Origin of the sequence: Dyella sp. (genome assembly GCF_036568765.1) — a bacterium.
In the GTDB taxonomy this organism is placed as follows: domain Bacteria; phylum Pseudomonadota; class Gammaproteobacteria; order Xanthomonadales; family Rhodanobacteraceae; genus GSA-30.
The window spans coordinates 1-24460 of the sequence record NZ_DATCRY010000124.1; the positions used below are offsets into that span (position 1 = coordinate 1).

Consider the following 24460-nt stretch of genomic DNA (forward strand, 5'->3'; position numbering starts at 1 on the left):
TTGGCGTCGGTGGGGAGTTGCTTTGATTTGGCTACGGCGATGCATTCGGCGTAGTCGGGCTTGAACGATTCCAGGATGGCTTTGACGCCGGGGATGGCGGTGAACTTTTCGTCTTGGTGCGCGAACGCGGGATCGACCAGCACCATGCCAGCGAGTTGGTCGCGGTATTTGTCGGCGAAGAGCACGCCGTTCAGACCCGCCAGGGAGTGGCCGACGAATATGTAGGGTGGCTTCAGGTGTGCCGCCACCAGCAGGCGATGGAGATCGTCTACCAGCGCGGAGGTGTCGCGCGGTAGCGGGCCGGGGTCGGAGAAGCCGTAGCCGGCGCGGTCGTAGGTGCAGGCGGTGGTCAGGCGGCCGATGGCGGGCTGGATGTATTCCCATGCGGTCGGCGGGCCACCCCAGCCGTAGTCGAAGATGACGACGGGGCTGCCGGAGCCGATGCAATAGAGGTTGAGCTTATGGCCGGGTGCGATTTCGACCAGGCGGTGGGGCTGGTAGTACGGTGCTGCGGCGGCGTCGAGGGCCGCGGCCGGGCTTGCGATCGCGAGCCCGGTCAGTAAGGCGCCGCATAGCAGCGCGAGAGGTGAGCCCGATCCTGTTTTCATGACGATGTCGCGCCGGTTCGATGCGTCGATGGATTCTTGGGCTCCGCCTGGGATACGGCAATAGGGCAAAGGGCACGGTGAGCGGGCGGTTAGTCGATCTTCTCCGGCAACTTGGCTCGCATCTGTTGCGCTGTCCGGGTGTCGCCCGCGAGATCGGCTGCTTTGGCGGCACCCGTGAGCGCGCCTAGTCTGCCCGGCGCATCGGCCAAGGCGATTCGATAGGCTTGCAGGGCTTCTTGCGGTCGATGTTGCGATAGCAACAGGTCGCCCAGTTGTTCGCGCGCGGGGATGATGGGGCCAGGCGTGACGGGGAGTTTCTCGACGGCATCTTCTTCGGCGGCCGCTTGGCTGAGTTGGTCGACTGCCTCTTTCGGTTGATTGTTGGCGGCGAGCTGCCATGCCCGGGCTTCTTTGCTCAGTACATCGACTTGCGTTGCCCAGTAGGCGTTGCCGGCGGCTTGCAGTTGTTGGCGGCAGGTGTCGAGGCGTGCGATGTCATCGCTGGCCGCTTGTGGATGGCCTGCGCGCGCGTTGGCTACAGCGCGTGCCCAATAGACGACGGCGGCGACATGCGGGGCGGATTCGGGCAGGGCTTTTAGTGCGATGGCTGCATCCCATTGGTGGCGCTCCATGGCGAGTCGGACGGGCATCGCAGTGGCGGCGTAGCCGACTTTGAAATCGCTGCCGCTGAGTGCGTCCATGGCGTCGAGTTCCGCGACTACCTGCTCGGCCTCTTTTTGGCGGCCTCGTTGCAGGTAGGCGTAGACGAGATAGTCCATGGCGTGGAGTTCTTCGCCGACGTCGTGCTGGTTGTGTGCCGCGGTGCGGGCGGCGATGTTCGATGCGATGGAGTCGTCCCACAGGCCCAATCGCGTGAAGATGTGCGATGGCATGTGCAAGGCATGCGGCGCGGACGGTGCGATCTTCGAGTAGGCGCGTGCCGCGGCCAGGCCGCGCGGGGCGAGTTCCGCGCTGTCGTAGGCGTGGATCAGGTAGTGGGCGATGCCTGGGTGATCCGGGTAACTGCGATAGATCGGCTCCAGTATGGCGGCGGCACGCTTCTGGTTGGCGTGGGTTTTGTCTTCGGGCGGAGCGGTGGCGATCAGGGAGAGCGCGTAGAAGACCTGCACTTCGGTGTCGGCGGAATAGTTTTTGGCGACGGTGCTCATCGCCTTTTCGTAGGCTTTGGCGCGGACTGGGGGCGGTAGGCGGTCGGCGTCGCGGTAGTACGCGGCGATGGCGGCGATGAGTTGGCGTTCGCGGTCGGTTTTGGCGTTGAGGCGCTGGGCTTGCTCGACTTCGGCTTGGCCTTTTTGCAGCTCGGCCGGGCTGGGTGGCCCCCAGAGTTCGTGGTAGTACGACATGGCTGCACCCCAGTGGGCCATGGCGCAGGCGGGGTCGGCTTTGGCGACATTCTGGAATGCCGTTTCTGCGGCGGTGTAGGCAAAGGAATGCAGCAGGGCTACGGCGCGCTCGAAGTCGTGGGCGACGTTCGGTGCGCAGGAGGTCGGGAAGCTGACGGTGCCGAGTTTTTCCGGGGCCGGATGGGAGTGGGTTTCTTGGGCCCAGGCAGTTGAGATGCTGGCTGAGGCGCCCATGAGGGTGGCGACGATCAGCAACGCGGCGCTTGGCTTCATGGGGTGGCCCTCTGAGGCATGAGGGTCGAGTGTATGCCTCGGTGTTTGGGTGTGTGGATATGGCTGATGGGTTAGTGGGTTGTCGTTGCGTGGAGGGTTGCCCCCTCAACCCGACCCTCTCCCCCGGCAAGCCAGGGGAGAGGGAGCCTGACTGAGGCAAGCCTCAACGCTTCGCGCTTGCGTGGCCTGCTCCCTCCCTTGTTTACAGAGGAGGGATCGGCACGCAAAGCTGCACACTCGTCGTCCTGGCGGACGCCTGGGCGACGAAGTGAGAACAGCAAGGCTGTTGGAATGTGGCGCTGGTTGTTATCAACGCCCAGGCGAGCGTAGACCTGTCGATCCGCGCACGACGAGATCGGCCGACAGCACGCGCTTGCGCGGTGGCACGCCGGGATCGTTCAGCAGTTCGATCAGCATCGTCATGGCTTCGCGCCCGATCGCGTTCTTCGGCTGGGCGACGGTGGTCAGCGGTGGCGAGGTGTAGCGGGCGAAGCGAATGTCGTCGAAGCCGACGACGGAGACATCGTCGGGGACGCGCAGGCCTTTGGAGGTCAGCGCGCGTATGGCGCCGATCGCCATCTCATCGTTGGAACAGAACACCGCGCTGAACGATTGTCCCTGCGCAAGAAACAGGTCGATGGCGCGCTCGCCCGCTTCGATCGAGAAGTCACCGACAGTGATCAAGGCGGGATCGGCAGCGATGTTCGCGCGCTGCAAGGCAAGGCGGTAGCCCTGTTCGCGATCGACGCAGATCGGGCTGGACGACGGGCCGGCAATGAAGGCGATGTCGCGGTGCCCAAGCGTCACCAGATAGTCGACCGCGGCGCCGGCGGCGGCGACGTTGTCGATATAGACGCTGGAGATCTTGTTGTCTTTGACGTACTCGCAGGCGTTGACCACGGGCAGGCGGCCATCGATGGGAACGGCGGGTACACGATGCGACATGGTGATGATCCCATCGGCTTGCCGCGCCGCGACCATGTCGGCATAGGCCTGTTCGCGTACCAGGCTGCTTTGCGTTTCGCCCAGCAGCACCGAGTAGCCGTTCTCGTGCGCGACCTGCTCGATGCCACGGATCACTTCCGAGAAAAAGGGATTGGCGATGTCGGGCAGCAAGGCGACGATCAGGCGCGTGCGCGCGGTGCGCAAGTTGCGCGCCAGGGCATTGGGTGTGTAGCCCAGGCGCTTGACCACGTCGTGGATGCGCTGGCGCGTGGTTTCGCTGACGACCTCCGGCCGCTGCAAGGCGCGTGAGACCGTCGCCACGGAAACCTTGGCGATGGCGGCGATTTCCTTGACCGTCCGGACACGTGCCGGCTGCGAGGCGGCCGCCGCACGCTCGCCGTTGTTGCGCTGCCGCTTAGGCTTGGATCCATCCCCACTCACGAGCTTCGGCCGCCTTTTATCGCTACTGTGTCTTGAACGATACCAGCCGGCAGCGCCGGAGAACGATAGGCCCCGGCGGCCATTCCGACCGATATTGGTGCAATGCAATGTAATGGATTACATGAAATCGTTGCACCGACGTTTGTACATCTGTTACATAACATCGCCGCATTTGTAGGACTTTACGGCGAGCCACTCGAGAGCGGCGACGCCAACTTCGCACAGGCGACGTGGGAAAAGCCAGTGTTTATGCGGATGTAATCGAATACATTTCTGCGACAACGGGGAGCTCGGAAGGGGAATGGCAAGCCAGTCCATGTCGACCAGCGCCAAGGCGGTCACCCGATGAAGAAGCTAGGCATGGGGCTCGTCGGCCCCGGCTTTATCGCCGCGCACCACCTCGATGCGGTGCGGCGCCTGGGCCATGTCGAGATCGTCGGCATCGCCGGCTCCAGCCTCGAATCGGCCAAGAAGCGGGCGCGCGAACTGAATGCCGGGCGGGCTTATGCAAGCTACCAAGCGCTGTTGGCCGACCCCGCCGTGCAGGTGGTGCACAACACCACGCCGAATCACTTGCACCGGGAGGTTTCCCTGGCCGCGCTGCGTGCGGGCAAGCATGTGATCTCCGACAAGCCGCTTGCCAGCAGCGCGCAGGAGGCTCGCGAGCTGTACGAAGCCGCGCGCGACTCGAAGGTGGCGCATGTTGTTACGTTCAACTATCGCGGCTATCCGCTGATCCAGCAGGCGCGCGCGATGATCGCCAAGGGCAAGGTCGGCCCGACGGTGTTCGTGCACGGTTGCTACCTGCAGGATTGGCTGACCGATGAACGCGCTTATTCGTGGCGCCTGGATCCTAAGCTGGGTGGCGCCAGTTCCGCGCTGGGCGATATCGGCTCGCACTGGTGCGATCTGGCCGAGCATGTCACCGGCGCGCGCATTATCGCGGTGCTGGCCGATCTGCACACCGCCGTGCCGGTGCGCGAGGTGCCGGCGGCATCGCCGAAAGCGTTTGCGGGTGCGGCCAAATCTGCGCCGCGACGCAAGATCAAGATCGCCAGCGAAGATCTGGCCAGCGTGCTGCTGCGTTTCGATAACGGCGCGCGCGGCTGTGTCACGGTCGGCCAGGTGGTTCCCGGTCACAAGAACGACCTGCGCCTGGAGATCAACGGACGCCAGGCCTCGCTGGCGTGGCGGCAGGAACAGCCCAACGATCTGTGGATCGGCCATCAGGCGCAGGCCAATACGGTATTGACGCGAGACCCTGCCCTGCTCGATCCGACCGCACGCGGCTACGCGCATCTGCCTGCGGGCCATCCGGAAGCCTGGGCGGATGCTTTCGGCAACCTGATCGCGGATGCGTATGCATGGATTCGTCGCGGCGGCACGCCCGCGACGAAGCCGGCCGCGCTGCCCACGTTTGCCGATGGCTATCGCAACAGCCTGCTGGTCGACGCGATGCTCAAGAGCCATGCCGCCGGCGGCGTATGGCAGCCCATCGAAGACCCTCTCGAAACACCACGTACAACGAGGAAACGCGGATGAAGTGGCGCCTTAGATTGATGATGTTGTTCGAGTTCGCGATCTGGGGCGCCTGGTATGTCACCGTCGGCACCTGGCTAGGCCAGACGCTGCATTTCAGCGGCAAGGAAATCGGCGCCGTCGCCGGCACCACCGCTATCGGCGCGATGATCTCGCCGCTGTTTGTCGGGTTGCTCGCCGACCGCCTGTTCGATACGCGCCGCGTGCTTGTGGTGCTGCATCTGATCGGCGCTCTGCTGCTCGTGGTTGCCGCGCAGCAGAGCGCGTTCCCGGTGGTGTATGCCACCTTGCTGGCCTATAGCCTCTGCTACATGCCGACGCTGGCCTTGACCGCTTCGCTGGCGATGCGGCACATCAAGGATCCGCAGGAAGAATTCGGCGCGATCCGCGTGTTCGGCACGATCGGCTGGATCGTCGTGGGCCTGATCGTCGGCGCCTGGGGTGTCGAAGCGACGGCCTCGCCGTTGCTGCTGGCTGCCGGGCTTTCGCTGGCGATGGCGATCTATTGCGTTACCCTGCCCCCGACGCCGCCGCTCGCGCGTAACACGCGCTTCGAGCTGCGCCATGCGTTGCCGCTGGAATCCCTGCATCTGCTGCGCGATCGCTCGATGGCCGTGTTTGCGCTCGCTTCGTTCCTGATCTGTATCCCGCTGCAGTTCTATTACGCGTTCACCAACCTGTATCTCAACGAGATCGGCGTGGTCAACGCCGCCGGCAAGATGACCGGCGGGCAGATGTCGGAACTGTTCTGCATGCTGCTGATTCCGTGGTTCTTCCGGCGCCTGGGGGTGAAGTACATGCTTGCCGCCGGCATGCTGGCCTGGGTGGTGCGCTATGCCATGTTCGCCTACGGCGCCACTGGCGAACTGATGTGGATGCTGTGGCTCGGCATCGTGCTGCACGGCATCTGCTTCGACTTCTTCTTTGTCGTCGGCCAGATCTATATCGATCGCGAAGCGCCGCCTGCCTTGCGCGCGGCGACGCAAGGTCTGATCACCTTCCTGACCTACGGCCTTGGCATGTTCGTCGGCTCGTGGCTGTCCGGGCTGGTGGTCGACACGTATGCGCATACCGATGCGCAGGGCGTGGCGACGCACGACTGGCGCGCCATCTGGACGATCGCCGGCGCCTGCGCCGCTTTTGTCCTGGTCTTGTTCGTACTGCTGTTCAAGGATCGCAAGGCGACGGTGGCCCACCCTGTCACCGACGCCGCCTGATTTCCCCTACCGTCCCTGGCCCCACGGGAGAACCCGTTCATGATGAATCGCAGGCAGTTCCTCGCTAGCTCCGCCCTTTGCGGCACGGCGGCGTGGCTCGCACTTGGCTCGTCCGGAAAGATCCTTGCCGCGACCGCGCAGGGCAAGCCGCTCGGCATCCAGCTCTATATGGTGTTGAAGGCGTATCAGGACGACCCTAACGGTACGCTCAAGACGCTCAAGTCGATCGGCTATACGGAGATCGAAGCCATCGTCACAAGCACGGCCAAGACCTTGCGCGACCAGTTGAGCGAAGCGGGCCTGCGCTGCCCCAGCATGCACTTCGACAGTCTCGGCTTCGAGCCGGGTATCGAAGCGGCACATACGCTCGGCGCGAAGTTCATCGTCAGCAGCATGCTGCCGTCCATCATGCAGAAGGAGCAGGCCGCGAAGGGAAAGAGCGCGCCGGAGCCGACCTACTCGCTCGACGAAGCCAAGCGCACTGCCGAATACGCCAATCGCCTCGCCGAGAAAGCCAGGCAGGCCGGGCTGCAATACGCCTATCACAACCACCATCTCGAATTTACCGACGTGGGCGGTGGGCAGACGTTCTACGATGTGCTGCTCAAGGAAACCGACCACAAGCTCGTCCAGTTCGAGCTCGACTGCGGCTGGGTGCACGCAGGCGGCAAGAATCCCGCCGATATCTTCAAGGCCAATGCCGGCCGCATCCCGCTGATGCACGCGAAGGATTTCCTGCCCGGGGCCGACGGCAAGAACAACTACCCGGGCGCGGAGCTCGGCCGTGGCACCCTCGATTACAAGCCGATCATGGCGGCAGCGGCGACCGCTGGACTGAAGCATTGCTTCGTCGAGCAGGAAGGTCCGTTCGACCGCATGAGCCAGCTCGACGCCGCGCGCGTCGATTACGCCTACCTGCGCCCGCTGCGCTGAACTGCCCCAAGGTAACCGCATGGAAAAGAACACATTCGACGCCATCGTTGTCGGTACCGGCGTCAGTGGCGGCTGGGCCGCCAAGGAACTGACCGAAAAAGGCTTGAAGACCCTGGTGCTCGATCGCGGCCCGATGGTCAAGCACGGAGACTACCCCACGGCGATGAAGGCGCCTTGGGAGCTGCCCTACGCCGACGAGCCGACGCAGGAAGACATCGCGCGCCACCCCAAGAGTACGCGCCCGTCGTTCTACGGTATTACGCAGTCCACCAAGCACTGGTTCGTCGACGATATCGACAACCCGTATGAAGAAACCAAGCCCTTCGACTGGTTCCGCGGCTATCACGTCGGCGGACGCTCGCTGATGTGGGGCCGGCAAAGTTACCGCTTCAGCCAGATGGATTTCGAGGCGAACGGCAAGGAAGGCGTCGGCGTGGATTGGCCCATCCGCTATGAAGACCTGGCTCCGTGGTACGACTACGTCGAGCATTTCATCGGCGTCAGCGGATCGACCGAGCACCTGGCGCAGCTGCCGGACGGCCAGTTCCTGAAGCCGATGGAGCTCAACTGCGTCGAGAAGGATTTCCAGGGCAAGCTGGAGGAGAAGTTCAAGCGCAAGCTGATCATCGGCCGCACCGCCAACCTCTCCGAACCGCTCAAGCACAACCTGAGCCCGCAGCGCGCGCAGTGCCAGTATCGCAACCTGTGCATGCGCGGCTGCCCCTTCGGCGCCTACTTCAGCAGCAACTCATCGACGCTGCCTGCGGCCGAGAAAACCGGCAATATGACGATCGTTCCCAATGCCATTGTCTATGAAGTGATCTACGACAACGTCAAGGGCAAGGCGACGGGCGTGCGCGTGCTGGATGCGGAGACCGGGCACCAGACGGAGTACTTCGCGCGCGTGATCTTCTTGAACGCCTCGACTTTCGGCACGACGCATATCTTGCTGAACTCCGTCTCCAGCCGCTTCCCCAACGGCTTCGGCAACGATAGCGGCGAAGTGGGCCACAACATCATGGACCATATTTTCGGCCACGGCGCGCGTGCGCTGGTCGAAGGCCATGAAGACCGCTACTACTTCGGGCGCCGCCCCAACGGCTTCTATATTCCGCGTTACCGCAACGTCGGCTCGGACAAGCGCAACTATCTGCGTGGCTTCGGCTACCAGGGCGGCGCAAGCCGCAGCGACTGGACGCGGCTGGTCGATACGCCGGCATTGGGCGACGATCTCAAGCGCGAAGCGGAGAAACCCGGACCGTGGTGGGTGTCGATGATGGGCTTCGGCGAAATGCTGCCCAATCACAAGAACATGGTGACGCTCGACCGCAACCATAAAGACAAGTACGGCCTGCCCGTGCTCAACTTCGATGCCATGCACAGGGAGAACGAAACCCTGATGACCAAGGAGATCATCGACGACGCGCTGGAGATGTTTAACGCCGCCGGCTATCGCAATGTCAGCTCCTTCACGATGCAGGCCAACGTCGGCGCAGGTATCCATGAAATGGGTACCGCACGCATGGGCCGCGACCCGAAGACCTCGGTGCTCAACGCATGGAACCAGATGCATGCGTGCAAGAACGTCTTCATCACCGACGGTTCGGCGATGGCCTCCTCCGCCTGCCAGAACCCCTCCCTGACTTACATGGCGCTGACCGCACGCGCGGCCAGCCACGCCGTGGAAGAACTCAAGCGCGGCAATATCTAAGGAGACCGGCCATGAATCGTCGTGAATGGTTGAAATGCATGTCCGCGCTTGCCGTGGGCGCCGTGGCCGGGCCGTCCCTGCTGGCTGTCTTCGATGCCCATGCGGCCTCCCAGAAACCGGGCGCGGCACCGCGCTTCTTCAGCCCGCAGCAGACCAGCACGATCGCTGCGGTGGCGGACATCATCATCCCGCATACCGATACGCCGGGAGCGCTCGATGCGGGCGTGCCCGCCTTTATCGATTCGATGTTCAAGGATGTCTATACCAAGGCCGAGCAGCAGCGATACCTCACTGCACTGGCCGCATTCGACAAGGCCGGCGGCAAACCGTTCCTCCAGTTGGATGAGGCCCAACGCAAGGCATGGGTCACCAAGCTCCATGGCGATGCCATCGCCGGGCCCATGAAAGTCGCGCTGACACCCGCTGCCGACTTTGTGATGATGACCAAGAAGCTGACCATGCTCGGCTTCTTCATGTCCCAGCCCGGCAGTACGCAGGTATTGCAGTACGTCGCCGTTCCCGGCGGTTTCAAGGCCGATATCCCGCTGACCGAAGCGGGCAACGGCAGGGCCTGGGCGGTCGAGACGGAATTGAGGATCTGACCCATGCACCGATGGCGGAGGGCATACGCATGAAAACACTCAAGGGTCCGGCGATCTTTCTTGCCCAATACGCGGGGGACGAAGCACCGTTCCATACGCTCCCCGCCATCGCCGGGTGGGCGGCATCGCTCGGCTTTGTCGGTGTGCAGATTCCCTCCAACGATCATCGCCTGTTCGATCTGGAGCAGGCTGCGGCAAGCAAGACGTACTGCGACGACATCGCCGGAATGCTGGCCGAGCATGGGTTGGCGGTGACCGAACTGTCCACGCATCTGCAAGGACAGCTGGTGGCCTCGCACCCCGCCTACGACCGGCAGTTCGACGGTTTCGCGCCCCCCGCGTTGCGTGGTCGTCCGCAAGAACGCCAGGCCTGGGCCGTGCAGCAGCTCAAGCTGGCTGCAAAGGCGAGCCAGCATTTCGGGCTGACAGCGCATGCGACGTTTTCCGGCGCGCTGGCCTGGCATCTGTTTTATCCGTGGCCGCAGCGCCCTGCCGGGCTGATCGAAGAAGCCTTTGCTGAACTCGGCAAGCGCTGGCGCCCTATCCTCGATGCATTCGACGAAGCGGGTGTCGATGTCTGTTACGAGCTGCATCCGGGCGAAGATCTGCACGACGGTGCCACGTTCGAGCGCTTCCTCGATGCCGTCGGACACCATCCGCGCGCCAACATCCTTTTCGACCCCAGCCACATGGTGCTGCAGCAGATGGACTATCTGCAGTTCATCGACAACTACCACGAGCGCATCCGTGCGTTCCATGTAAAGGACGCCGAGTTCCGCCCGAATGGGCGCGCGGGCGTCTACGGCGGCTACCAGAGCTGGATCGATCGACCCGGACGCTTCCGCTCGCTGGGTGACGGTCAGATCGATTTCCGCGCGATCTTCAGCAAGCTGGCGCAATACGGCTATCCGGGTTGGGCCGTGCTCGAGTGGGAATGCTGCATCAAGGATGCCCAGCAAGGTGCGAAAGAAGGTGCGCCCTTTATCCGCGATCACATCATCAAGGTCACCGAGCGCGCGTTCGATGATTTTGCCGCGACCGGCAGCGACCGCACCTTCAACCGCCAGCTACTGGGTCTCGAATAACCATGTCCACCGATATCACGCGCCGTGCCGCGCTGGGTCGACTTGCTGCCGCTGCGGCCGCTGTCGGTGCCATGCCGTTGTTCGCGACCGCCGAACCCTCTCCCGGCAAAGTCGCTCCCGAGAGAACGACACCTGGACGCCTCAAGCAATCGCTGAGCCGCTGGACTTCCAAGGCACCGCTCCCTGAGCTGTGCAAGCGCCTCAAAGCGTTGGGTTTCGCCGGCGTCGACCTGCTGTACCAGGACGAATGGGCGGTGGTGACCGACAGTGGGCTTGCCGTATCGATGGGCTATCCCGCCAAGCGCGATAATTTCATCACGATGGGCTTCAACGACCCGGCCAATCACGCCACGTTGTTGAAAGAGCTGGAAACGACTATCCCGCTCGCCAAGAGCGCCGGGCTTACCAACATGATCACCATGTTCGGCAACCGCAAGGAGGGGATCGACGAACAGCAAGCCGTCGATAACTGCGTGGCGGGCTTGTCCAAGATCGCGCCGTACGCCGCCGAGCACGGCATCACGCTATGCGTGGAACTGCTGAACAGCAAGGTCGATCATCACGGCTACCAGGGCGACCATACCGCTTTCGGCGTCGCGGTGATGAAGGGCATCGGCTCGCCGAACGTCAAGCTGCTCTACGACATCTATCACATGCAGATCATGGAAGGCGATGTGATCCGCACCATCCGCGACAACATCCAGTGGATCGGGCATTTCCATACCGGCGGCGTGCCGGGGCGACATGAGATCGATGGTACGCAGGAGCTCAACTATCACGCCGTCGCCAAGGCGATTGCGGACCTCAATTACCAGGGTTTTATCGCGCACGAGTTCATGCCGTCGCAATCGGACCCCTTCGATTCGTTTGCCGAGGCGTTCAAGATATGCACGGTTTGAAACTTCATCGAGAGATGTCCATGACAAAGCAGAATGCGATCGTTCTAGCTCTCTTCGTTCTCGCGGCGCCCGCATGGGCACAGACCGATCCCAAGGCGACCGAACAGTGGGAGCCGGTGCCCAAGGTCATCGCGCCGGGCAGGCAGGACAGCGCGCCGCCGTCGGATGCCGTCGTGCTGTTCGATGGCCGCGATCTGTCGCAGTGGGAGTCGACCAAGGACCAGTCGCCCGCGCGCTGGAAAGTGCACGACGGCGTGGTAACGGTCGACAAGGCATCGGGCAATATCCAGACCAAGCAGCATTTCAAGAACTACCAGTTGCATCTGGAGTGGCAGGCACCTGTCGGCATTACCGGCGAAGGTCAGGCGCGCGGCAACAGCGGTGTGTTTCTGGCCTCGACCGGGCCCGGTGACGCAGGTTACGAAATCCAGATCATGGATTCGTTCAACAACAAGACCTACGTCAACGGTCAGGCGGCCAGCATCTACAAGCAGGCTGCTCCCTTGGTCAACGCCATGCGTCCGCCGGGCGAATGGCAGACCTACGATATCGTCTGGACAGCGCCGGTATTTGCAGCCGATGGCACGGTGAAGACGCCGGCCTATGTCACGCTGTTCCATAACGGCGTGCTGGTGCAGAACCATACTCAGCTCACTGGCGAGACGTTCTATATCGGCAAGCCGAAGTACAAGCCCTATACCGATGCGGCGATCAAGCTGCAGGCACATGGCGATCCGTCGCTGCCGATCAGCTTCCGTAATATCTGGGTGCGATCGTTGGATTGAGTGACACGCGCCTTGCGGCGCCCCCCTCACCCCAACCCTCTCCCCCGGCTTTGCCGGGGGAGAGGGAGCACACTGAGGCGAACCTCAATGCTTCGCACTTGCGCAACCTGCTCTCTCTCCCCGGCGATGCCAGGGGAGAAGGAGCACACTGAGGCGAACCTCAATACTTCGCGCTTGCGCAACCTGATCCTCCGGCGAAGCCGGGGAGAGAGCACACTGAGGCGAACCTCAATACTTCGCGCTTGCGCAACCTGCTCCCCGGCAAAGCCGGAGGAGAGAGAGAGCACACTGAGGCAAACCTCAATACTTCGCGCTTGCGCAACCTGCTCGCCGGCGAAGCCGGAGGAGAGAGAGAGCACACTGAGGCGAACCTCGATACTTCGCACTTGCGCAACCCGCTCCCTCTCTCCTGGCTTCGCCGGGGGAGAGGGTTGGGGTGAGGGGGTAGCCTCACACGCAACAGTCATATCGCTACCGTGGCGATCTACGCCAGATCAATCGTTGAAACCTTCGTTGTCATGAAGGATCGCAACACCATTGGTCGCGGTATTGTCGATGGTTACACTGCGCTTCAGACTGAAGTTGCCATCGCCATCGACGTCGAAGACGGAGAGATGCGATACCGATGCATTGGCGTCTACTACTGCCGCAAGGCCGTCACGGTAGGCGATATCGGTGGGATTGCCATTGAAGGTCGCCACAACCGCCGCGTCCTGAATAATCTTCTGGCCATAGACCGCATAGCGCGATACGGAATGGCTGGGGGAGTTCGCGGAAAACAGGAACGGCCCATCCAGCGCAAGCCAGCAAGGCGACATTTGCGTACCGGAATCGGTCACTGTCAGCACGGCATCGTCGCGTACCAGGCTGATCTCGTTGGCATGGGCAATCGTCACGTAGGCGTCATTGCCTCGCGTAGCCAAACCAAACGGCGCGTTGACGTTGGCGGGGATATTCGCCACCGCGCGGGTCGCACCGGTCACCGCGCCTTGATCGTTCAGGCCGATCTTTTCGATGACGTTGGTCTTCTCGGTGATCACCAGCTCACCATCGATCACACCCACCTGCGCGGCGGAGCCGTCGGCGACCACCAGCTGAGCCTTGCCGTCTGCAACAGGACTTACCCCAGCACGACCGATGGGATGCGATTCGATATGAGTGGCTGTCAGGATATAGAGATGATTGCGACCGAACGCGACGCTTACCGGGCTCGTAATGGCCGGCACCACTTTTTCGAGGCGGAGCGTGTTGCGGCCGGCAAACTTGCTGAACACCGAGACGTTATCCGAGCCGAAATTGACGACGGCAAGAAGGTCATGATTCTGGGCTATTCCACCCGCATTGCCGCTGACACCGCCGGCCCCGCCGGTGGGAATCCGATCGACCAGCCCGCCATGGGTGCTGTAGACCAACAACGCATTGTTGGCGGTGTTGGACGCGGTAACGATGAGATCTCCATCGTTCCAACCCGAACTGCCTTGTGCGCAGGCAACACCGGCCGACATCAGCGCCAGTAGCGCCGATCCGTAGATTGCGATTTTCATGGTTGTTCCTCGATGTAAGGTGAGCAAGCGGCAACGCCCGTTGCCGCTATGTTTATTCCCGACCGTGCGCACAGCCTTCTCATGCTTCGGGTGTGTCACGCAGCCGGTTACATCCGCACAAAGTGACTTCAATCACAGCTTTGAATAGGAGGGATGATTTGCAGCCCGCCGTGCGAATGAGTAATTTCTTGCGCCAAGGGTAACTAGCGTCCCGAGCTCAATCGATCTTTGGAGTGAATGCATGGCCATCCGCACCAAGCCAAACATCGCAGCATTCCTTCACGATCTTTTTTCGGCGCCAACCGCGGAGATGCCACATGTTTTCGATCCGTGGAATACGGTCTCCGCAGACGACATCGCTACCGCGCCAGTGGAAGGACGCCGCGAACGCCTGAGGCTTCATTTGTCCGCCCCCGCTCCCAAGCTGCTGTTAGTCGGCGAAGCACCTGGCTATCAGGGGACGCGGATAACGGGCTGCCCGTTCACGTCCGAAGCGCTACTGCTGGAAGGCCTTGTGCCGCGTATTACGCCGTTGACCAGCCGGCTTACCTCACGATCGCTTCCCTGGCGCGAGCCATCGTCTACCATCGTATGGCGTGCGCTTCACGAGCAAGGGCTGGCAGACCGCACCATCCTGTGGGGCGCATTCCCGTGGCACCCTTACGGGGATTCCCCTTTGTCGAATCGGGCGCCCAACAGAGCCGAGAAGATCGCCGGCGCGTCGGTGTTGCACAACCTTCTTGCCGCGTTGCCCGATGTCACCGTCGTTGCCGTTGGAAACGTGGCCGCCGATTCGCTGCGGGAACTCGGTGTCGACGCGAACAAGATCCGCCATCCTTCCAATGGTGGCGCCACCGCATTTCGAGCCGGACTTGCTTTGGTAGCAAAGCAACTTCGATAAGGAAATCCGGCGCTCTTTGTAAGAGCGGCTTCAGCCGCGATTTGTCGTTCGAACCTTGTAGAGAGATAGGGGCGTCCAACATTGCATTCGGAACGACGTCATGGACGGCATCGCCCCGGATTTTAAACACTGCCTGCTACGATCTCCCATACAGCCGGACCGGTGACGCCATACGGCATTCCGTACTCACGCCCAGACGACAGGTCGGTACCGAACATCCCGGCTATCGATACCCACCCTTTGCTCCTCAACATCTCCCCCCATGGCGAGGCAAATCATGTCGATAGATCGTCGCAACTTCCTGAAGTTCGGCGGCTTGGCTGCCGCAGCTGCGAGTCTCCCCGAATGGGCCCATCAGGCCCTTGCCCAGGACACACCGAAGATGCAGCCTGCTGGCAAGGCGGATCAGACACTGCATATCGCCCGCAGCCTGGTGGAGCTCTCGCCCGACCACATCGTCTCCACGACAACTTATAACGGTCAGTTTCCCGGCCCGCTCCTTCGACTCAAAGAAGGACGGCCCGTGATCTTGGATGTCTACAACGACACGGATGTACCGGAACAGCTCCATTTGCATGGACAAACCGTGCCGGTCGACGTGGACGGAGCCGCCGAAGAAGGCACGCCCTTCATTCCACCGCACGGCATGCGTCGCCTGTCGTTCATGCCGGGGCCGGCGGGGCTGCGCTTCTACCACACGCATGTAGTCGCCGGCAGCAACCTGGCTCTTGGCCAGTACAGCGGCCAGGTCGGCGCGATGTACATCGAGCCCCGGCGGGAGCCCGGCGCCTTCGACCGCGAGGTGTTCCTTGTCCTGAAAGAGTTCGACCCGCTCTTTAGCAAGGGAGGCGACATGGCCATGGATTTCTTGCAGCCGGGAGCGCGCGACCGCTCGCTCGAAGAGCGCGGCGAAACCGCCATGAAGCAATCGCTGGCCAGTGGCGCCGCGCATGGCTACGAAGTGGGTTATCAGGCATTTGCGATCAACGGCTGCATGCTCGGGCATGGCGACCCCATCCGGGTGAAAGCTGGCGAGCGCGTGATGTTCCACATCGTCAACGGCAGCGCCACCGAGATCCGCAGCCTCGCTTTGCCCGGTCACACCTTTCAGGTCGTCGCCTTGGATGGCAATCCCGTGCCGCGTCCCGCCAACGTTCCCGTGCTGTGGCTAGGCACGGCTGAGCGCATCAGCGCCATCGTAGAAATGAACCGCCCGGGTGTCTGGGTGATGGGCGATTTGGCCGACGACGACCGTCGGCACGGCATGGGCGTAGTCGTTGAATACGCAGGCCAGCACGGCAAGCCCCGCTGGGAGAAACCGAAGGCCTTTGCCTGGGACTACCGGCGATTTGCCAAGCCCGACGCCCAGCCGGCGGAGCCCGACGAAATCATCGAGATGACGTTCGCCAAGCAGAACGCCGCCCTCGGCGGCTTCAATCGATGGACGATCAACGACGTGGCCTTCGACATGAAGGCAATGAAACCCATGTTCCAGTTACGCCACGGACGTCGCTATCGGCTTCGCATGCACAATGCCAGCGACGACATCCATCCCATGCATCTGCACAGACACAGCTTTGAAATCGTCCGCATCGCGAATCAACCGACTAGCGGCATCCTGAAGGATGTCGCCATGCTGGGAGGCTACCAAACCATGGAAATAGACTTCGTCGCCGATCAACGCGGCCTGTCGTTGTTTCATTGCCATATGCAACTGCACATGGACTTTGGCTTCATGGCCCTGTTCGATTGCACATGATTCCTTCGCAGCATGGATCCGCGTGCTCATCGTTACGTCTACGTGCATTTTGCAGTACCTGAAAAAACCTGGCTACCTTGTGGGCGCGGCTTCAGCCGCGCCTACAAGGCAGATTCCCTTTAAAAGCTTCGCTTCACCGATCCAAACGACTCGTAACTACCACGAGTAACGATAGCCGGCCTGGCCGAAGATACTGCGCTGATATTCACCGCCAAGGTTGCGTGCGTACTTCACGTTGAAATACAGCACGGACGATTTACCTGTCCTCATCGTTACGCCTGCCCCCAGGTCGTACCAGCTCCTGGACGTGTTGGCCCTGAATGGCATGTCGCTGACGGTGGTCTGGCCCGGGGTCAAAAAGTCGTGCATGACATCGGCAGTCAGGTAGAGCGTTGTCGACATCGTCCGGCTGTCGTTGCTCAGATCAGGTCGGAACAACCGTACGCCTACGCGACCACGCAAACCGTTCGTGTTGGTGCCGGAGATCGGCGAAATCTGGTCGCTGGTGCCGCTCAGGTGCAGGTACTGGTAGATCAGCTGCGCCTGCGGTTCGAGCATCACCTCGCTCGAGCCCAGCTTGAAGGGCTTGCCTACCTCGCCCGAGGCAGCCGCGCCATAACCGCTCTGCGCGGCTCCGCCGCCATAGATGTCGCTGTATTTGTTGTGATAGTGCGTGAACTGGCCTACGCCGTCGAAGTAGGCACCGTCGGCGAGGTATTTCGTCCAATAGCCGCCGATGGATTGCGCATGCGTTTCTACCGAGCCGGTGGCATTGGAGAGCAACGGGTTGATGCTTCGCATGGTGTCGTCGAAGCTACCCGAGGTCGACCCCAGGGTCATCATCACGCCTGCATGCGTGCTGCCTCCCTGGTCGGGCTGTGCGACGGTCCAGTCCTTACCGAATTGTCCGAAGAAGACGTGTTCGTTGGCTGAGAACTGATCGTTGGCGTTGGCATCGAAGTCTTTCCCGCCGATGCGTGCCCACGAGCCGTCGCTACTTTTGTCGGGCTGCCCGGCCTCGACGCTCGCGATATCGCCCACACGCTCGTTCAGCCGACCCATGATCGTAAAGCCATAGTCGGCATTGAGCATCGGCGTCATGGCGTAACCCACCGCACCTGGACGATAGGCGGTCGGGGGTGGAGGCGTGGTCGTCGGTCCGCCCGGCGGCTCGGTGGGGCCGGTTGGCGTGGTGGGCGGAGCTTCGAGTGTCGAACGCAGATACCAGTCGTTCGCGCTGGCGGTGCCACCCTGGTACAGCAAATATTGGTACGCACCGCTTTGAATTACGTTGCCTAAGCGGAAGCTGTTGGCCGCCGATGTGCCGCTCACCTGCACGACTTCAATGCCATCGCCGATCGTCTGCACACCGATACCGGTGGCATGTATCTGGATTACGGTACTGCCGCTGGCATTGCCTGCGACGACGAGGCGGTCGGTCTTTGTCGCCGCGCCGCCTTCGTTGAGCAGCGTGTTCAATGCCAACTGACCGTTGGCTCCGACGTAGTTACCGCCCACCTCCAGCACGTTGCCGATCTGCCCGGACGCGGCTGCGACGTTCGCCATGCCCTGGTTCGTCAGGTTACCGCCGATCGTGAATGTACCGTTTGCGTCGGATGCAAACGCAGGCAGTGCGTTCGCCACGGCAAGCGTTCCCGCGTTGGTGACCGAACCCGGCGCCGTGCCGTAACCAGCGAGCGTCGCGCCGGCCTGCACGGTTGTTTCGCCCGTGCCAAGCGTAGCGCTCATATGCAACGGATCGCCGACGACGAGCGTGCCCGCCGCTACGCTCGTGTTTCCGCTGTAGCTGTTGGCCGCGGTCAGAATCGTCGTTCCGGAACCGGTCTGCGCGACCGAGCCCGTGCCCGAGATGGTGCCGGCAAAGGTGTAGGCATCCGAGCGATCGAAGGCCAGCGTGCCGTTATCCGTGACATCGCTGCCGATCATGCCGGTGGTGCCACCGTCCCCCAACTGCAAGGTGCCCGCGGAGATCGTCGTCGGACCGGTAAAGCCGGAGCTGTCTCCCGTCAGAGCCAGCGTGCCCAGCCCCAGCTTGTTGAACGTCGACGATCCGGAGAAGGCGGTGGCGATGCCGATATCGTGGCCGTTGGTATCGAACCAGGCGCCTTCGCTGCCCACCGTCAGGGTCTGGAAGCCATTGAGGAAATTGGCCTCGTCGCGGTTCGCGCGCAGAATACCGCCGTCGAGATTCAGCACGGCGGTGGTTCCACCCCCCTTGATCACCGAGCCGGTCTCGAGAACACCGCGGCCGTTGGCATCGCCCGTTAGATTAAGTGTTCCGCTGGCAGTGCTTTGCTCGGCGATATAAGTATCGCTGCCGGCGCTCACGAAGCCGCCCGCGCCAATGTTCAACGTGCCGGTACCGTCGACCCCGAGTTCGATGCGATCGGTGGCTGTCAGGGTCGAGACGCTGTCACCGGTGCTCGAGACATTGACAATGCCTTGGCCGCCGGCAGCGAAGCCGATATAGAGGGATGCGGCCCCTCCGTTCCCTGTCGCCACACTCACGGTACCGCCGTCTGCAACGGACAGTGTTCCGCTGCCCGGGCCGTCCGATCCGCCCAGGTAGATATTGCCGGTATTCCAGGTCGAGCCCTTGCCGGTGACTGTGGCGGTACCCACGCCACCCGTGTTGCCGCCGATCAGACCTTGGTCACTGTTCACCACACCGCCATCTTCGACGAGGAGCGAACCCGTGCCATTTTCGCCGATATAGATCTGGCCGCTGCTGGTCCACGTCGAGGCGTGGCCATTGCCATCGCTGCCCGAAACAGTGACGGTACCGCTGCTGCCGGCTTCAAGTCCGATTGAGCCGATGCCGTTGGTTACCAGGCCGCCATCGGTAATGTTCAATGCACCGGTGCCGTTGGCGCCGACGGTAAGTTGGCCGGCGTTGGCCCAGATGGAGGCGTTACCGTTACTGTCGCGGCCTGTGACGGTGGCTGTGCTGACGGTGGTGACCGAGCTATCGGTGCTGCCGCCGATGTAGCCGTTGTCGTCGCTTACCGCGGCGCCGCCTTCAATGAGAAGCGTGCCCGCGCCCGATTGGCCAACGACCAGATCGCCCGAATTGGACCAGGTCGAGGCACTGCCGTTGCTACCGCGGCCGGAGACGGTGACCGAACCGGTGCCGCTGGCCTGGTCGCCGATAAAGGCGGTACCGGCATTGTTCATCGCACCGCCATCGGCGATCTGCAGTGTTCCCGAGCCTGACTCGCCGACAAAAAAGTCACCGGCACTGGTCCAGGTCGAAGCAGCGCCGTTGCTGCCGACGCCGGAAATAGTCACCGTACCCTGGCTGCCATTCTGGTTGCCAAGTACGCCGGCCCCGCTGTTCACCGAGCCGCCATCCGTAATGGTCAAGGTGGCGGTGCCGGTATCGCCGACATAAAGCATGCCATTGCTGCCGAGATTCCAGTTCGGCGACTGAGCAGGCCCCGGATTCAGATCGCCGCTGCCGACCACCGATTGCGCATTCACCGGAGGTGCGCCGGCAACTGTCAAAAGCGCGGCAATGGCAGTCGACAAAATCAAGCAGCGTCGCTGGCGAAGCGCGGCGCTCCCGCATTCGGCCGCTATGTATTCTCTATGGGTACCTGCGACGCTTGAAATGCGCACGCGACTCACACCGGCAGCTGCCAGTGAATTCCTGGATTTTCTTTCCATAATGACCCTGACTTCAAATGTGACATCGCCCCCAAAGCGATTTACTTCCGTGTCTTGCTGCGTGCATTCGCGATATTTTGGAATGCTTAAAAACCTGGCTGCCTTGTAGGAGCGGCTTTAGCCGCGACCGGGAGCGCCGCGCCTTGGACGGTCGCGGCTAAGCCGCTCCTACAAGGCCAGGCAGTTATTCAAAGGCGCCCATCTGCCGTGCAACCCCCGTATGGCCCCAAGGTTAAACTACGGCTATTGAGGGAGAAACTTTAGCACACCCGGCTTTCATCTGCCGATGAAAGCTTTTGCTGGGAAAATGGCATAAATTTACGCAATGCCGACACGTAGCTTCTCAAGCCGGCTTCCTGATCGAGAACCTGAAGGAGACGCACGTGCATATTCCAGGGCTTGGAACGCTCATAGAGGACGAGAGCCTCGGTTGGTACATAAGCGACGAGGTCACGATCAAGGCGCTCGGCGCGCAACCGTATCGGATCTGCCTGGAGGGATATGACGATGACGACGATAAAGAGGCGTTCCACGAAGCGATAGCGAATCTGCTATCGATCGATGAGGATGTTCTATGAGCGGCGGCGGCGTTCGTGTTTCAGTACTACGAAGATACAAAGCGATATTTTTCATCTGACGAATGGGTGCCTTTGAGTATTGCCGCTCCGATGGACGTATGGCGCCATGTCCAGTTCGGCGGCGAAGCTATCGTTAGCCGCAGGAGCCATGGCGATCGCCGCGTTTATATTTCCCTTGAATGCAATTGCGACTGGGAGCAGGAGCATGGCCTTCAACTCGTTCTTCGCGATGGGCGCGAGATAACCAAGGTTGGGCCGTATGACGGCCAACTTACGAACGCGGATGCGTACGGCAGAAACGATTATGAAGGTGTTGTGTATGTTCGGGTTTGATCGTCAGGCGTAGCGGCACGTTGCGGCGTCCCCTCACCCCAACCCTTATCCGGCGAAGCCAGGGCAGAGGGAGCGGGTTACGCAAGTGCGAAGTATTGAGGTTCGCCTCAGTGTGCTCCCTCTCCCCCGGCTTCGCCGGGGGAGAGGGTCGGGGTGAGGGGGCAACCCCGCACGCAAGAACGACCTGACATCATTAAAAACACCTGCCATTCAAACCGCAGGCACAGCCCGCTCCTTCCTGAAAACAAGCCAGAGCGCCGACAACAGGAAGTACACGCCGCCGAACGCGGCATAGGGAGCCAGCTGGGCAATGCCAGGTGCCACGCCAAAAGACTGCTTGATGAAGATGAGCCCGGCCAGCGCCGACTGCGCGCCGCTGATCATCATGAAAACCTGGCCGCCTAGCTTGCGGCGCCGGATGCCTACCGCCAGCTGGAACAGGCCCGCGAGAAGCGCCCAGATACCGAACACCAAAACCGCACCCGCGTTGCCACGAAGAGCAAAGGCGATCGCCATGAATACGGCCGTGGCAATACTGGTGAGCGCATTGAATTTTTGTCCTGGGTTGGCCTGGAGCCCGCCGCTACGTCGCGCGTCGAGCAGGTTGGCAGCCGCATCCCAGGCGGGGTAAAGCACGAGCAACGTACCCGCGATAAGCGCTGGCGCGGAAGCGGAGAGGAAAGCCAGGGCGACCCAGACGAAAGCTACGCCGGCACGGAGGAAATAGAAGTTTCGAAGCGAGTTCATGGGAGGAGCCTGAGGGGGAAAGTGGAATCATCCTACTAGTAGGTAGATTGATTGTCAAATGGGCTATTGCTTGGTCATTTACCTACCTAGTGGTAGGATGGAAGCATGACCACCCAACAGAAACTCATCGACTCGGCTCGCCACCTTATCCAGACCCGGGGCTACAACGGCTTTAGCTATGCGGATGTCGCCGAAGAGGTACAGGTGCGCAAGGCGAGCATCCATCACCACTTCCCTGCCAAGTCCGACTTGGCGCGCGCGGTGGTCGAGCAATCGCATGCGGTGATCCTGGAACAGACGCGCACACTTTCCGGCGCCTTCGAACCCGAAGAGCAGCTACACATGTACACCGGCTATTGGGAGAGGTGCATTGCCGACGCGTCGGCACCCTTCTGTGTCGCCGGCATGCTTGCCAGCGAATTGCCCACCCTGCCCGCCGACCTGGCCGATGCGGTACGCATGCATTTCCGCGATTTGTCGAACTGGCTCGAAATCGTGCTGACCAAGGGCGCACAGATGGGGCGCTTCGAATTACAGGGTTCGGCGCGCCAGGAAGCGGAGGCGTTTATGGCGATGGTTTACGGGGCCATGCTGGCGGCGCGCGCATATGGCGATCCGAAAGTGTTTGCCGACATCGTGGCGAGCGGGCTGAAGAGGCTCGTGCCTTCCGATGCGCGTAAAAGCCAGCAAGCTTGATGCAAGCCGCGCCGCTCACTCGCCGACCTGCGATCGACTCCGCAACCACCATATAGCCCGTCGGATCCAGGTGATGCCCTGGTCACGGCTCCACAGGAAGGTAGCCACGCTTTTCGCGGGCATGGTGTATTCGAACCGGGTGGCGCCTTCGGCCACAGAAATCGGGCGCGCTTCGGCGTTGCTGTTCACCATCACCAGCACGACCGATCCATCGAATGCATTCTGGAATGCCACATTGGCAATGCCCTTTTCGGTTTCGGTGGAACTCACTCGCGACGCGCCGGGCAAGACGAAGCGACTGAAATGCGCTATGGCATAGTATTCGTCGTTGCGACTGACCGCCCCCGTCAGCGAGTCGATCGCGATCATGCCTTTGCATAAGTCGCAGCCACCCGAATGCGGACCGTGGTTCTCATCGAGTGCCAGGTTCCAATAGATCACGCCTCGCGCCCACTGACGGATGCCGGCAATCAACAAATCGCGCGAGAACCAGAGCAGTTCGCCATGAATGGCCGAAGCCCAATCGCCGCCGGAACACTCGGTGATATAGACATCCTTTTGCGGAAACGCGCGGCGTACGCGATTCTGCGCGTACGGACTGCCTGCATAGCAATGCCACGCGACACCGGAGATGTAGCGTGCGGCCTCCGGATCGGCCAATACACTCGATGGCTGCTCGGGGTGATTCCAGTTGTGATCCCATTCCAGAATGCGCGTGGGCAGCTTGCGGCTCTCCAGCTTCGGTCCCAGGTATTGCGAGATCAGGCGTGACCGCGTGATCGCTGTCAGCTCCATGCCAGGGTAGGTGAGCGGCAGGAACGCAGGCTCGTTCTGCAAGGTCAGCGCGAAGATGGGGATGCCGTAACCGCGGTACGTCTGGATGTACTTTATCAAGTAGTCCGCATAGATGCTTTCGTACTGCTGCTGCAGCGAGCCACCGATGAGATCCTCGTTGGTCTTCATCCATGCCGGTGCGCTCCATGGGGACGCGACAATACGCAACTGAGGAGCGATGGAAAGGACCTCGCGCACCGTCGGTATCACATCCACCAGGTTGGTCGCGACGTTGAAATGCTCGAGATCCGGGTCGATCTGGCCGGCAGGCATATCGTCCAGGGTATAAGGCGCCAGCGAGAAATCCGAAGCGCCGATGGTCAGGCGCATCATGTTCATATTGAGATTGGGCGGCGGACCGTATAGCTCCTGCAGCAAGGCCGCACGCTGGAACGCATTGAGCTTGTTCTGGAGCAACCAGGCGGACGAGTCCGTCATCGCCGCTCCAAAGCCCATCATGGTCTGGTACGTTTTTCCTATGTCGATGACGACATCGGCGGGCTGTGCGCCACGGGCAGTCATCTCGATATCGGGTTGCGGCGCCAGCTTCAATCGACGATCGGCGGTGCTCAGCCACACCTCGACCACGGGTACGACCGGCTGTGCGGACGCGGCGCCCTTGGGCACCGCCGCCGGTTGCCGTGAAGGCAATACATCGAGAGCGATCAGGGTAGCCAGGACCAGCCCGGCAATGAGGACGACGGCAAGCCGCCCGGTATCCGACCCGTGTTCATCCATGGTGCGCGCAAAGCCCCTTGCTTATGCTGCGGTTCACTTCGATCACGATGTCCCTTGGCTTGTATCTAAACAGGAAGCGGTGCCGGCTTGCAAAACCGGGCCTCACGCGGGGCCAGCCCTGCAGTTACAGGATAGCGAACCTGAAAGGTTTTGGTCTGGATGAAGGCGCACGTCCATGCACCCGATAGACAGCAAGATGCAGACGCGATGAAGCTCGGGCCAGGACTCAGTAGTCCCGCAC

General features: G+C 61.8%; 18 protein-coding genes and 1 pseudogene. 12 read left to right on the forward strand and 7 right to left on the reverse strand.

Going from position 1 to position 24460, the window contains the following annotated elements; genetic code table 11:
• The 3 genes from VIM98_RS08965 to VIM98_RS08975 all read right to left on the reverse strand — a co-directional run.
• The coding region (locus VIM98_RS08965) for an alpha/beta hydrolase (RefSeq protein ID WP_331992754.1) at positions 1-608 on the reverse strand (608 nt) is incomplete at its 3' end.
• 89 nt (positions 609-697) lie between these two features.
• On the reverse strand, positions 698-2227 hold the full coding sequence (locus VIM98_RS08970; RefSeq protein WP_331992755.1) for a hypothetical protein: 1530 nt from the start codon (positions 2225-2227) through the stop codon (positions 698-700).
• A gap of 327 nt (positions 2228-2554) precedes the next feature.
• Positions 2555-3631 (reverse strand): LacI family DNA-binding transcriptional regulator, encoded by a 1077-nt coding sequence (locus VIM98_RS08975; RefSeq protein WP_331992756.1) that lies wholly within the window; start codon positions 3629-3631, stop codon positions 2555-2557.
• Positions 3632-3976: 345 nt separating this feature from the next.
• Here VIM98_RS08975 and VIM98_RS08980 point away from each other — a divergent pair, with 345 nt between their 5' ends.
• From VIM98_RS08980 to VIM98_RS09015, 8 genes are read left to right on the forward strand one after another with little or no spacing between them, the layout of a single operon-like run.
• Positions 3977-5173, forward strand: coding sequence for a Gfo/Idh/MocA family oxidoreductase (locus VIM98_RS08980; RefSeq protein ID WP_331992757.1), 1197 nt, complete (start codon positions 3977-3979; stop codon positions 5171-5173).
• Positions 5170-6387 carry a nucleoside permease gene (locus VIM98_RS08985; protein ID WP_331992758.1) on the forward strand — a complete coding sequence of 406 codons (1218 nt, stop codon included), beginning with the start codon at positions 5170-5172 and terminating at the stop codon, positions 6385-6387. The genes VIM98_RS08980 and VIM98_RS08985 overlap by 4 nt, the downstream gene beginning before the upstream one ends.
• Positions 6388-6426: 39 nt before the next feature.
• Positions 6427-7320, forward strand: coding sequence for a sugar phosphate isomerase/epimerase (locus VIM98_RS08990; RefSeq protein WP_331992759.1), 894 nt, complete (start codon positions 6427-6429; stop codon positions 7318-7320).
• 19 nt (positions 7321-7339) lie between these two features.
• Positions 7340-9031, forward strand: a complete 1692-nt coding sequence (locus tag VIM98_RS08995; RefSeq protein ID WP_331992760.1) for a GMC family oxidoreductase — start codon at positions 7340-7342, stop codon at positions 9029-9031.
• Positions 9032-9042: 11 nt separating this feature from the next.
• On the forward strand, positions 9043-9633 hold the full coding sequence (locus VIM98_RS09000; RefSeq protein WP_331992761.1) for a gluconate 2-dehydrogenase subunit 3 family protein: 591 nt from the start codon (positions 9043-9045) through the stop codon (positions 9631-9633).
• A 29-nt stretch (positions 9634-9662) separates the two neighbouring features.
• Positions 9663-10718: a sugar phosphate isomerase/epimerase gene (locus tag VIM98_RS09005; protein ID WP_331992762.1), complete on the forward strand. Its 1056-nt coding sequence runs from the start codon at positions 9663-9665 to the stop codon at positions 10716-10718.
• Positions 10719-10720: 2 nt separating this feature from the next.
• Positions 10721-11617, forward strand: a complete 897-nt coding sequence (locus tag VIM98_RS09010; RefSeq protein ID WP_331992763.1) for a hydroxypyruvate isomerase family protein — start codon at positions 10721-10723, stop codon at positions 11615-11617.
• A 20-nt stretch (positions 11618-11637) separates the two neighbouring features.
• Positions 11638-12402: a DUF1080 domain-containing protein gene (locus VIM98_RS09015; RefSeq protein WP_331992764.1), complete on the forward strand. Its 765-nt coding sequence runs from the start codon at positions 11638-11640 to the stop codon at positions 12400-12402.
• Between the two features lie 494 nt (positions 12403-12896).
• Here the strand turns inward: VIM98_RS09015 and VIM98_RS09020 are convergent, their stop codons facing one another.
• Positions 12897-13946, reverse strand: coding sequence for a hypothetical protein (locus VIM98_RS09020; protein ID WP_331992765.1), 1050 nt, complete (start codon positions 13944-13946; stop codon positions 12897-12899).
• A 241-nt stretch (positions 13947-14187) separates the two neighbouring features.
• Between VIM98_RS09020 and VIM98_RS09025 the strand changes: the two genes are divergently transcribed.
• Both VIM98_RS09025 and VIM98_RS09030 read left to right on the forward strand, forming a co-directional pair.
• Positions 14188-14847 (forward strand): uracil-DNA glycosylase, encoded by a 660-nt coding sequence (locus VIM98_RS09025; RefSeq protein WP_331992766.1) that lies wholly within the window; start codon positions 14188-14190, stop codon positions 14845-14847.
• 277 nt (positions 14848-15124) lie between these two features.
• A complete protein-coding gene (locus VIM98_RS09030; RefSeq protein ID WP_331992767.1) occupies positions 15125-16606 on the forward strand; it encodes a multicopper oxidase family protein in 1482 nt (493 codons plus the stop codon).
• Positions 16607-16762: 156 nt separating this feature from the next.
• Here the strand turns inward: VIM98_RS09030 and VIM98_RS09035 are convergent, their stop codons facing one another.
• Positions 16763-20161, reverse strand: coding sequence for an autotransporter outer membrane beta-barrel domain-containing protein (locus tag VIM98_RS09035; protein WP_331992768.1), 3399 nt, complete (start codon positions 20159-20161; stop codon positions 16763-16765).
• Between the two features lie 515 nt (positions 20162-20676).
• On the opposite strand from VIM98_RS09035, the pseudogene VIM98_RS20655 reads away from it, so the two are divergent.
• A pseudogene (locus tag VIM98_RS20655) lies at positions 20677-21204 on the forward strand (DUF6985 domain-containing protein).
• Between the two features lie 210 nt (positions 21205-21414).
• Here the strand turns inward: VIM98_RS20655 and VIM98_RS09050 are convergent.
• A complete protein-coding gene (locus VIM98_RS09050) occupies positions 21415-21951 on the reverse strand; it encodes a hypothetical protein (RefSeq protein WP_331992771.1) in 537 nt (178 codons plus the stop codon).
• Between the two features lie 105 nt (positions 21952-22056).
• Between VIM98_RS09050 and VIM98_RS09055 the strand changes: the two genes are divergently transcribed.
• Complete coding sequence (locus VIM98_RS09055) at positions 22057-22647, forward strand: TetR/AcrR family transcriptional regulator (RefSeq protein ID WP_331992772.1); 591 nt, start codon at positions 22057-22059, stop codon at positions 22645-22647.
• Between the two features lie 15 nt (positions 22648-22662).
• Here the strand turns inward: VIM98_RS09055 and VIM98_RS09060 are convergent, their stop codons facing one another.
• Positions 22663-24219: a glycoside hydrolase family 30 protein gene (locus VIM98_RS09060; RefSeq protein ID WP_331992773.1), complete on the reverse strand. Its 1557-nt coding sequence runs from the start codon at positions 24217-24219 to the stop codon at positions 22663-22665.
• Positions 24220-24460 lie beyond the last annotated feature (241 nt).

Bases quoted from the DNA above. Each gene is read 5' to 3' on its own strand.
- VIM98_RS09000 (WP_331992761.1), top strand. From the start codon at position 9,043: ATGAATCGTCGTGAATGGTTGAAATGCATGTCCGCGCTTGCCGTGGGC.
- VIM98_RS09050 (WP_331992771.1), bottom strand. From the start codon at position 21,951: ATGAACTCGCTTCGAAACTTCTATTTCCTCCGTGCCGGCGTAGCTTTC.
- VIM98_RS08995 (WP_331992760.1), top strand. From the start codon at position 7,340: ATGGAAAAGAACACATTCGACGCCATCGTTGTCGGTACCGGCGTCAGT.
- VIM98_RS09010 (WP_331992763.1), top strand. From the start codon at position 10,721: ATGTCCACCGATATCACGCGCCGTGCCGCGCTGGGTCGACTTGCTGCC.
- VIM98_RS09055 (WP_331992772.1), top strand. From the start codon at position 22,057: ATGACCACCCAACAGAAACTCATCGACTCGGCTCGCCACCTTATCCAG.
- VIM98_RS08990 (WP_331992759.1), top strand. From the start codon at position 6,427: ATGATGAATCGCAGGCAGTTCCTCGCTAGCTCCGCCCTTTGCGGCACG.
- VIM98_RS09025 (WP_331992766.1), top strand. From the start codon at position 14,188: ATGGCCATCCGCACCAAGCCAAACATCGCAGCATTCCTTCACGATCTT.
- VIM98_RS09020 (WP_331992765.1), bottom strand. From the start codon at position 13,946: ATGAAAATCGCAATCTACGGATCGGCGCTACTGGCGCTGATGTCGGCC.
- VIM98_RS09060 (WP_331992773.1), bottom strand. From the start codon at position 24,219: ATGGATGAACACGGGTCGGATACCGGGCGGCTTGCCGTCGTCCTCATT.
- VIM98_RS08985 (WP_331992758.1), top strand. From the start codon at position 5,170: ATGAAGTGGCGCCTTAGATTGATGATGTTGTTCGAGTTCGCGATCTGG.
- VIM98_RS08980 (WP_331992757.1), top strand. From the start codon at position 3,977: ATGAAGAAGCTAGGCATGGGGCTCGTCGGCCCCGGCTTTATCGCCGCG.
- VIM98_RS09030 (WP_331992767.1), top strand. From the start codon at position 15,125: ATGTCGATAGATCGTCGCAACTTCCTGAAGTTCGGCGGCTTGGCTGCC.
- VIM98_RS09015 (WP_331992764.1), top strand. From the start codon at position 11,638: ATGACAAAGCAGAATGCGATCGTTCTAGCTCTCTTCGTTCTCGCGGCG.
- VIM98_RS09005 (WP_331992762.1), top strand. From the start codon at position 9,663: ATGAAAACACTCAAGGGTCCGGCGATCTTTCTTGCCCAATACGCGGGG.